This is a genomic window from Amycolatopsis sp. NPDC004079 (genome assembly GCF_040610415.1).
GTDB lineage: Bacteria > Actinomycetota > Actinomycetes > Mycobacteriales > Pseudonocardiaceae > Amycolatopsis > Amycolatopsis halotolerans.
This window is the reverse complement of the sequence record NZ_JBEXMH010000135.1, coordinates 1-9,828: the sequence shown is the minus strand read 5'-3', so window position 1 is coordinate 9,828 and position 9,828 is coordinate 1. Positions and strand designations below refer to the sequence as shown.

Below are 9,828 nucleotides of genomic sequence, written 5' to 3'. Positions count from 1 at the left end.
TCGGTGGGATACGCGCCGGAACGGATGAAGGTGTCGACGTGGTTCACCGTCACCGCGGACACTTTCACCAGCAGTTCGCGCGGCCCCGGCTCGGGATGTCAAGGCATCTTTCCCGCCTTGACAAGCACCCGCCGTCCGTCGTCACACTCAGCTTCGGGGTGCCCCACGCAACCGTGGCCGCAATGTCGCCGCCAGGCGACGAGCCGAATCACCGACCCCCAGGCCACCGCCAAGGCAACACAACCTCAGCAGCCCCCTGCCCCCTCCTCACCGGCTCAGCAGCGGCAATCCACCGCCCGTCCCGCAAACTCTCCACCCCGGTAGAAGCCCCGATCTCCGCAGGCGAAGACGAAAACACCTGCCCCCGCCGCTGCAAATCAGCAACCTCCGGCTGAGCCAAGAACCCAGCCTCAACATCCGCCTTGGCAGAATTCCGCTGAGAAGCCCGAGGAGCAGCAATAGCGTCCTCCAACGACAACCCGCGATCAATCCGCCCCAGCAAAACCTGCAGCACCGTAGTAATAATCGACGCACCCCCAGGCGACCCAGTAGCAAAGAACGGCTTCCCGTCCCGCAAAACCACCGTAGGAGCCATAGAAGACCGAGGCCGCTTCCCAGACCCAGGCAGATTAGGATCCGGAACCCCAGGCGTAACGGGCACGAACGAGAAGTCAGTCAACTCGTTGTTCAACAGGAACCCGCGCCCAGGCACGACAATCCCGCTACCGCCCTCCTGCTCGATGGTAAGGGTGTAAGCGACAACATTCCCCCACTTGTCCGCCACCGTAAGGTGAGTAGTGTTCTCCCCTTCATAAGGCGTAGGCGCCCCCACAGAACCAGCGCCACAAGGCTGAGGGTGCCGAGGATCGGCAGGCGCGACCGGGCTAGTCGCAGCGTGGTCCTGAGAGATCAAACAAGCCCGGCTGTCCGCGAACTCCTGACTGAGCAACTCCCGAGCCGGAACATCGACCACTGCGGGATCGCCGATCCATCGGTTCCGATCAGCGAACGCGTACCGCGAAGCCTCCAGGAAATACTGCAGATAGTCCGCCTTGCTGGCCCCGCGCAGATCGTAATTCTCCAGAATATTCAAAGCCTCGCCCACGGTAAGCCCGCCGGACGAAGGCGCGGGCATCCCGTAAACGTCCAACCCGCGGTACTCAGTATGCGTAGGCTCCCGCTCAATAGCCCGATACGCAGCAAGATCCCCCAGAGAAAGCTTCCCCGGACGAACATTCAGCGAAGAAGCGGGATCGACCGGCGGCCGCTGAACAGTCCGGGCGACATCCGCCCCGATGTCCCCCCGGTACAACGCATCCGTCCCCCGCCGCCCCAACTCCCCGTAAGTACCGGCCAGATCAGGATTCCGGAACACCGTCCCCGGCGCCGGCGGCTGACCGCCCGGCAGGTACAACGACCGGGTGGACGGGAACGCGGCGAACCGCCCGGCATTGTGCGCGACCTGATCATGGAACGTCTGATCAACCACGAACCCCTTGCGCGCCAACCGCTCCGCCGGGGCGATCGACTGCGCGAGCGACCGCGTCCCCCACTTGCGCAACGCGTCACGCCACGTAGCCGGAGTACCGGGCACCCCCACGCTCAACCCGCTGGTCACCGCATCCGCGAACGGCAACGGCTTGCCGTTCTCCACGAACAGGTTCTCGTCCGCGGTCTTGGGCGCGGTCTCCCGCCCGTCGAGCGTATGGACCTTGCCGGTCTTCGCGTCGTAGTACACGAAGAACCCGCCCCCGCCGATGCCGGCCGAGAACGGGTCCGTGACGCCGAGTGCGGCCGCGACGGCGACCGCCGCGTCGACGGCGTTGCCGCCGCCGCGCAGCACCTGCGTGCCGATGGCCGTGGCGTCGGCGTCGATGCTCGACACCGCGCCGAGGTAGCCGGTCGCGACAGGCGATTTAGGAGTGGGAACGGCGGCCGAGGCGCTGGCCGCCCCGGCCGTGGACACCAGAGCGGCCACGGAGAGCACCGCGAGGATTCGCTTTCCGGTCGTGGGCATGCGGGCGAGTCTGCCCCGCGGCAGAACCGGTGTCCACACTCATTTCGCGGCCGCCATCGCCACCGCGGTCAGGGTCGCCAGCCCGCCGACGCCCGCCGCCCCGACGACCAGTCCGGCGATCGCCGCGACCGACGCGGCCAGCTTCACCGCGAGCCCGGCGATCCAGCGCAGCACCCGGATCAGCGCGACCAGCACCACGAGCGCGAGCACCAGCACCCCGGCCGGCACGCCTTGCCCGCCGCTTTGCGCGGCGGCCAGCACGGTGGTCATATCCGCACCTGTATCCGCGGTTCGCGAAGGTCTTCGCGCCCGAATTCGCGCATGTTCTCGTACGCCCGCCTGCGCAGTTCCTCACGGGCCTGAACGCGCTTGCGCTCCGAACCCAGCTGCCACACCCAGCGCCAGCCCGCGGCCGTCGCGATCAGGGAGCCGGCGAGGATCACCAGGAACGCCTGCGCGACAAGCCCGTGAAGCGATTCGAAACTCAGCAGCACCAGCAGCGCCCACACCTGAGCGACGGTGAACGGGACGACCAGAGCTGCCGCGTACACCCCCCGACGCCAGCGAACCGGCTGAGGAGCGGGAAGAAACGGTTCCATGACTGCCTCCCTCGGTGGTGTGTATCCAGAAAACCCCGGCGGAGCCGGGAGATCTGTGTCAGCTGACACGTTCAGCGGGCGAGCCTCCGCAATTCCGCGAGCCGGTGGATGGTCACCTGGCCGCGCGCGGTGCTGATCACCCCCTGGCGGCGGAGTTCCCGCGTCACCCGTGCCCACGATTCGCGCGAAATCGCCGCTGTCATCGCGAGTTCCGCTTGCGTGCCGGGCACCGAGACCTCGATGTCCGTGCCGCGCCGCACGCCGTGCTGCACCGCCAGCTGCATCAGCTGCGCGGCCACGCGGCGGGTGCTCGTCCCGCCGCCGAGATCGAGCCACTGCCGCCCGACGTCGCGCATCCGGTCGGCCAGGACTTGCAGCAGCGCCCAGGAGATCGCCGCCTCGCGCCGGCACAGCGCGACGAACCGCGCGGCGGGCACGACCAGGACGTCCAGTTCGTCGAGGGCCTGCACTGTCGCCGACCGCCGTCCGCCGTCGATCACGGCCAGTTCGCCGATCACGTCGCCCGCGCCGCGGACGCCGATCACGACCTCGCGCCCGTCCGGCGTCGCGTTGGTGATCCGGACGTGCCCGGTCAGCAGGAGAAGCACCACCGAGGCCTGCTCGCCTTCGCGGCAGAGGACGTCCCCGCGCCGGTAAGCCTTGCGGACGGAAAGCTCTTCGAACTTCGCGCGGTCCGCGGCGCCCAGCGCCGGCCAGAACCCGATCGTCTCCACAGCGGTCCACCCTCCTCGTCGCCGGCCGGACCGCTCAGGCGATCAGTCCCGCTCCCGGCCGGACGGCGTCGGTGGTGCGGACCCAGCCCCGTGTCCGCTGCCCGCCGACGCGCACGTGGAAGGCGTGGGTGAAAGAGCTGCGGTCGATCCCGGCGTAGCCGTGCCGGACGACCGAGCGGTGGATCGCGTTCGAGACGACGAGCGCGAGCGGGCCGGAGGAGCTGCGCAGCCTGCGTCTCAGATCGGCCGCGTCGAGGAGCCGGCAGGCGATGTCGATGTCCTCGCCGTAGGGCCCGTGCGTGTCGTAGTGCACCTCGCCGGCGTGCACCGAAACGCGCAGCCGGAAGGCCAGTTCGGGATCCTGGTCGCCGTGCCGGGCGAGCAGTTCGGTCAGCGCGGGCACGACGCGGGCGAGCAGCACCGTCTTCGGGACCTCGTCGACCGGCCGGACGAGGCACAGCGCCCCGTCGCCCCGGTCGATGAACGGGTCCCGGAACTGCTCGGTGATGCCCCCGGCCAGGAACGCCTCGTCGAGCAGGTCGAACAGGACCGAACGGAGCCCGGCCCGAGCCGGGTTCGTACGGGTGGTCGACCCTTCGATGTCGACCACCACGATGGCTCGGTGTACTGGTGCCTGTACTGCTGAGGTGTCCATGACCGCCCCCCTATTTCAGGAAGCTACTGAAATCTAGTAGACTTTCACAGCAGCTACTATAAGGGTGGGCCCGGACTGAAACAATGGTGTCGCGCACACGACATCTTTCGTTCAGCCCAGGGTCTGGTCCGAGATTGGCAACCCCTGAACGCTCGCCGACACTCCACCCCGGCCCGTCCGGCCACCCCGGCGTCCCGGGTGTAGAATCCCCGCCATTCACGTCTGACTGAACTTCACTGAAGGGTCTGAAGTCGTGTCTCAGCCCAACCCCGCGCTCGCCGCTCGCCTGCGTACCCTGCGCAAGGAGAGCTGGTCCGACGTGGTGCTCACCCAGAAGCAGCTCGCCGAGGCCTTCGGCGTCAGCACCGGGCTGCTGTCGTCGTGGGAGAACGTGTCGAAGCCGGTGACGCCCCCGCCGCCGCGGCTCGAGGCGTACGCGACCTTCTTCGCCACCCGCCGTTCGGTGCAGGGACCCAAGCTTCATCTCCTGGACGTCGAGAACCTGACGGACGACGAGCACACTGTCCGCAAGGAGCTGCTCGCGGAGCTGCAGGCACTGCGCGGCGACCTCGACGACCCGCCCGCCCAGCCGGTCTTCGCCCCCTCGAGCCTGTGGCACTTCCCGCCGAACCAGGACATCGTGATCGTCTGCGCGCAGCTTCCGGAGAAGTACCGCATCACCTACACCGACCCGTCCAGCCCGGACTTCGTGAACCTCTACACCTATGCCGATCCGGACGCGCTGCTCGAGCTCTACGGCCACATCCGCGCGTGCAACCCGTCGAGCAACGTCACCTTCCGCACCACCGACCAGAACACGACCCTGTCGGCGGACGAGTACACCGCGCACCTGGTGCTGCTCGGCGGCGTCGACTGGAACCCGCAGACCCGCGCGCTGCTCGACCGCGTCGACGTGCCGGTCCGCCAGATCAGCCGCCAGGGCGACGAGGAGCAGCTGGAAAGCGGCTTCGAGGTGACCCGCGAGGACGGGACGACCCGGTTGTTCAGCGCCAAACTGCGCGACGGCACTCTGATCGAAGACGTCGCGCACTTCTACCACGGGGTCAGCCCGCTCAACCGCAAGCGCACTGTGACCGTGTGCAACGGGATGTACAGCCGCGGCACCCTCGGGGCCGTACGAGCGCTGACCGACCGCCGCTTCCGCGACCGCAACCAGGCCTACCTCGACCGGCGCTTCGCGGGCGCGGATTCCTTCAGCATCATCAGCCGGGTTCCGGTCTTCGACAACCAGGGGCTCACCCCCGACTGGACCCTGCAAGAAAACCGGCTGCACGAGTGGCCAGAATCGAGCCTCCCATGACCGCGACCGTCGCAGCGCCGGCGCAGCACACGACGCACCAGCGGCTGCTGCATCACGTCGCCGCCGAGGATGCGCCGCAGGCCCAGCTGGACGCGATCGTCGTGCCGAACGGCCGCCCCGCCGCCTACCTCAAGGACGCTTTCCGCGCGGCCCGCGAGGTCGACGCCACCGTCCTGTTGTTGTGCAGCAAGAGCGCTCGGGCGACCGACGCGGTGCTCGCCGCGAAGCGCGCGGGAGCGCGGGTCCGCGCCATCGACACCGACGAAGTCGCCGGCCTCCCCACCGTCCCCACCTTCGCGACAAGCAAGCTGCTACAGGCGAAACGCCTCGCGCGGCGCACTGACACAAGCTTCAAGCGCAACCTCGGCGTGCTCGTCGCCGACCTCGCCGGATGGCAGCGCATCCTCTTCCTCGACGACGACATCCACCTTTCGCAGCCTGGCGATCTGCGCGCCGCCGCGGGCCTGCTCGACGAATACGCGGCCGTCGGCCTCGCCAACACCGGCATGCGGGACAACTCCGTGGTCTGCCACGCCTACCACGACTCCGGAGGACAGCAGGACACGTTCGTCGGCGGCGGCGCGCTGGCGGTCGGGCGCGACGCGTTCTCCTCGTTCTTCCCGGACATCTACAACGAGGACTGGTTCTTTCTCCTCAGCGGCACCGGGTTGCGTGCCACCGCGGTCACCGGCTTCGCGCACCAGGACGACTACGACCCCTACCGCGACACCATGCGGGCCCGGTCGGAGGAACTGGGCGACACTCTCGCCGAAGGCCTCTACTGCCTGTTGGACAACGGCATGAGCATCGCCGACGCGACAGTTGAGCACTGGGCGAGCTTCCTGGAAAGCCGTCGGGCGTTCATCAGCACCACGCTTCAGCAGGTCCAGGACGCGCCGTACCTGACCGGTGCGTACGAGGCCCGGATGATCGCGGCGCTGAAGGCCGCGCTCGGCCGCAGCCTGCTGATCGAGCCGGACCTGTGCGTCCGGTATCTGCGCGCCTGGCAGCGGGACCGGGACACGTGGCAAACGCATCTGCAGTCGTGGCGTGCGCGGCATGGGGTGCAGGATGATCCGGACGCCGCCTTCGACACGCTGGGGATCTCGGAGCTCGTGCACAAGTCCTGAAGGTTCACCGCTCGCCGCACGTGCGGCCGGCCAGCGGCGCGGGACGGTCGTCCGGCAGCCCCTTCACCAGGACATGGCAGCGTTCGGCCTCGGAAATCGTGCGCCCGTCGGGCGAAACGTGCTCCGCGTAGCAAACGACGGTGCCGTGGCCCCAGTCTCGGTAGCCGAGGCGGCGGTACAGCCGGGCGGCGCGGGTGTTGTCCGTGCGGACCGCGAGCGCGCCGAGGGCGTGGCCGTGGCCGGCCAGATAGTCCTCGGCCGCGTGCACGAGAGCCGCGCCGATGCCGCGGTTGCGCGCTTCCGGGGCGACTTCCAGGTGAGTCAGCAGCGGAACGCCCGGCAGATGGCCGCGGATCGGCGGTTCCTCGGCGTCTTCGAGCCACAGGTACACGGCGCCGACCGGCCGCGCGGAGCACCACGCGGTGAACAGGACGCCGAGCCCCTTCGCCTGCCGGGTGAACCGGTCCTCGAAGAACCCCTGGTCGCCGAGGATCCCCGCCAGCGCCGCGAGGTCCGCCTGCTCAGCCGGCCGGATCGAGACGTCGCCCATCAACGCCGACTCCTGTCCGCAGGACCGGGCACGGGACACGCGAGCGGGAGGCCGGCCCGGAGCCGGCCCGGGCCGCGGTCCTGATCTTGGCCGCCCGGCCTCAAGAGTAAGTGCGCGCTGGGTAGGCGCGAAGACTGCAGATGCCGCAGCCCGGTACTGCGGACGGAGCAACCGGCTACCCTGCGCGAGCGCGCCCCTCCCCCGGTTTCCACCTCTCCAATACACCCCGGGACGAACCGGTTCAAACGGAAATCGCACAGCAGCACGGAAAACCGCTTCCGGAGCAGGATTCAGCGCGGGAATTAGCGGCTGACTAGATCGGGTTCAGCGGATCCAGTTGCGCGCGTGGCGGTTTGCCCGGTTCGCGGGCCGGTCACGCCCCGCGTTGCCAGGACGCGCCAGCGGCAGTGAACGGCTGCCTGTTTCAGCGGCGTCTCGCGACTGTGTGCCGACGCCAGTTCCGCCAAGCGGCAAACCGGACGGCCCCAACGGAACCCGCACCGGGTCGAGCACTACCGCCTTCCGCGCCGGAACCGTCCGCGCGCCACCGCCTAAATCAGGTCCAGCGGATCCAGCTGCACCCGCACCGGCTCGACCGCTTTCCGGGCGTCGCGGCGGGCCACCGCGTCCCGCACGACCGTCGCCAGGGCGCGACCGTCCCGGCGGGCCACCCGCACCAGCGCCCGCTCGCGTTCCGCGTTGCCTTCGTCGTCGAAATCGCCCAGCGGGACGGGGCCGAGCACCTCGCCGGTCTCCGGCAGCGGGAGATCGTCCAGGACGCTCGCCACCGCGGCCGGACGCCCCTCGACGCTCGCCATCCGCATCGCGGGCGGGAAACCCAGTTCCCGGCGCTGCTCCAGTTCCTGGCTCGCGTGCCAGCCCGGGTCCCAGCGCACCAACGCCTGCACCACGGGCAGCCCGGCTTCCGCGCCGACGACGACCCGGCCCCCGCTCGCCGCCGGACGGACCAAAGCACCGGCGGCCATCCAGCGGCGGAGAGTTTCTTCCGCGGCGCGCAGATCCTGGCGGCCGAGCAGCGCCCAGCCGTCCAGCAACAGCGCCGCGCCGTAACCGCCTTCGGCGACCGGTTCCGCGCCTGGTGTGCAGACCACCAGAGCCGGGCGGCCAGGGACGGTCGCCAGCACTTCGGTGGCGCCGGAGGTTCGGACTGGCACCCCGGGGAAAGCCCGGCCCAGTTCCTCGGCAGTGCGTTTCGCGCCGACGACGACTGCCCGCAGCCGGACGGAACCGCAAGCGGGGCAACGGAAAGCGGTCTCCGGGACGCCGCACCACCGACAGGCGGGCGGGCGCGGGGCACCGTCCACCGAACCGCCGGGCAGCGCGAGCGGACCGGCGCAGCGGCGGCAGTGGGCGGGCGTTCGGCATTGGCCGCAGGACAATCCGGGGACGTAACCGCGGCGCGGGACTTGGACCAGAGCCGGCAGTCCGGCGGCGAAAGCTTGGCGTGCCGCTTCGAAAGCGACTGCGGGCAGGCGGGCGACGCGGGCGGCTTCGTCGCGCGCTACGTCGAAGTCCTCGCCGACCGGGGTCACGCGCGGGGCGGCGGCGCGGAGTTCGGTGCGATCGGCCTGGATTTGTTGCGCCCAGCCGGATTCCACCAACAGTTGCGCTTCGGCGGTTCGGGCGAATCCGCCGACCAGGAAGGCGGATTTCGTTGCGTGGGCCCGATCCATCAGCACATCCCGCACGTGGGGGTACGGGGCATGCGGATCCAGGTGCAGGTCGTCGCCGTCGTCCCAGACCACGAACAGACCTGGGTCTTTGACAGGGGCGAACATTGCCGCGCGGGTACCGACTACTACGCGGACCGCGCCGCGCAGGACGGAAAGCCAGCGGCGGTATCGCTCTGCCGGTCCCAGACCGGCGATCAGTGCCGCGACGCCTTGTTCTCCGACGAGTTCGATGCAGGCGTCGTGCACTCGGGTCAGGTCGCGGTGGTCTGGGACTACCAGGACCGCGCCCCTTCCCTGGGAAGCTGCGGTGGCGGCTGCTTCGGCTAGGCGGCGGGGCCAGTCTTCGCCGGGGAGGGCTTGCCAGACTGCGTTGGCCGGGCCGCCTTCGGTCACGGCTTCGAGGAACGCTTCGCCGCGTTGGTAGCGGGCCCAGGCAGAAACATCCGGCGCGGGCGGTGTCGGGGCCGGTTCTGCGGGTGGTTCGGCTTCTGTCTTCGCGTGTCGCGGGGGCAGGGCGAGGCGCAGGACGTCGGAGAGGGTTCCGGCGTAGCGGTCGGCTACTGAACGGCAGACGGCGTGCAGGGCCGGCGGGAGTACGGGTTCGCTGGAGGTGACTCGTTCCAGGTAGGCGAGTTTGCGTTCGTACTCCGTGGTGTCGGTGCGTTCGATCAGGTAGCCGTCGACTAGCTGGCCGGCGAAGCGCACTCGGACCCGGCAGCCGGGGACTGCGGATTCGTGGAGTTTTTCCGGGACTTGGTAGTCGAAGGTGCGGTCCAGGTGGGCTAGCGGGATGTCGACCGCGATCTTCGCTACGGGGAGTTCCGGGGCTGGGGTTTGCCGGCCCTTGGTGGAGCGGGGTTTGCGGGCGGGTTTCTTCGCCGGGGTGGCCTTCGGCTCCGGGGTGGAGCGCGGAGGCTCCGGGAGGTCCCATAGGGGGGTGGGTTCGGAGCTGGTCACTCGGAGATCTCTACCAGACTGGTCCGACGGTCTTGCCGTGAGCGTCGCCCCTGCAGGGCTAGTGGTTGCGTGGGGCACCCCGAAGGTTGATTGTGCTGACGGTTCGGGGGTGCTTGTCAAGGCGGGAAAGATGCCTTGACAAGCACCCCCGAACCGCAGAGGAGGCTTCGT

At 69.4% G+C, this 9,828-nt stretch carries 9 protein-coding genes; 2 read left to right on the top strand and 7 right to left on the bottom strand.

Features of this window, described 5'->3' with window-relative positions:
* Positions 1-208: 208 nt before the first annotated feature.
* The 5 genes from ggt to ABZX37_RS48700 all read right to left on the bottom strand — a co-directional run bounded on the left by ggt (position 209) and on the right by ABZX37_RS48700 (position 4,005).
* A complete protein-coding gene (gene ggt, locus ABZX37_RS48720) occupies positions 209-2,017 on the bottom strand; it encodes a gamma-glutamyltransferase (RefSeq protein WP_354751159.1) in 1,809 nt (602 codons plus the stop codon).
* A 39-nt stretch (positions 2,018-2,056) separates the two neighbouring features.
* Positions 2,057-2,287, bottom strand: a complete 231-nt coding sequence (locus ABZX37_RS48715; protein WP_354751158.1) for a hypothetical protein — start codon at positions 2,285-2,287, stop codon at positions 2,057-2,059.
* A complete protein-coding gene (locus ABZX37_RS48710; RefSeq protein ID WP_354751157.1) occupies positions 2,284-2,616 on the bottom strand; it encodes a hypothetical protein in 333 nt (110 codons plus the stop codon). Before ABZX37_RS48710 ends, ABZX37_RS48715 begins: the two co-directional genes overlap by 4 nt.
* Before the next feature lie 71 nt (positions 2,617-2,687).
* On the bottom strand, positions 2,688-3,350 hold the full coding sequence (locus ABZX37_RS48705; RefSeq protein WP_354751156.1) for a Crp/Fnr family transcriptional regulator: 663 nt from the start codon (positions 3,348-3,350) through the stop codon (positions 2,688-2,690).
* Positions 3,351-3,384: 34 nt separating this feature from the next.
* Positions 3,385-4,005 (bottom strand): hypothetical protein, encoded by a 621-nt coding sequence (locus tag ABZX37_RS48700; RefSeq protein WP_354751155.1) that lies wholly within the window; start codon positions 4,003-4,005, stop codon positions 3,385-3,387.
* 253 nt (positions 4,006-4,258) lie between these two features.
* On the opposite strand from ABZX37_RS48700, the gene ABZX37_RS48695 reads away from it, so the two are divergent.
* Positions 4,259-5,326, top strand: a complete 1,068-nt coding sequence (locus ABZX37_RS48695; protein WP_354751154.1) for a helix-turn-helix transcriptional regulator — start codon at positions 4,259-4,261, stop codon at positions 5,324-5,326.
* On the top strand, positions 5,323-6,456 hold the full coding sequence (locus ABZX37_RS48690) for a hypothetical protein (protein ID WP_354751153.1): 1,134 nt from the start codon (positions 5,323-5,325) through the stop codon (positions 6,454-6,456). The genes ABZX37_RS48695 and ABZX37_RS48690 overlap by 4 nt, the downstream gene beginning before the upstream one ends.
* A 4-nt stretch (positions 6,457-6,460) precedes the next feature.
* Here the strand turns inward: ABZX37_RS48690 and ABZX37_RS48685 are convergent, their stop codons facing one another.
* Complete coding sequence (locus ABZX37_RS48685; protein WP_354751152.1) at positions 6,461-7,006, bottom strand: GNAT family N-acetyltransferase; 546 nt, start codon at positions 7,004-7,006, stop codon at positions 6,461-6,463.
* A 551-nt stretch (positions 7,007-7,557) separates the two neighbouring features.
* Positions 7,558-9,657 carry a primosomal protein N' gene (locus ABZX37_RS48680; RefSeq protein WP_354751151.1) on the bottom strand — a complete coding sequence of 700 codons (2,100 nt, stop codon included), beginning with the start codon at positions 9,655-9,657 and terminating at the stop codon, positions 7,558-7,560.
* Between the last annotated feature and the right edge of the window lie 171 nt (positions 9,658-9,828).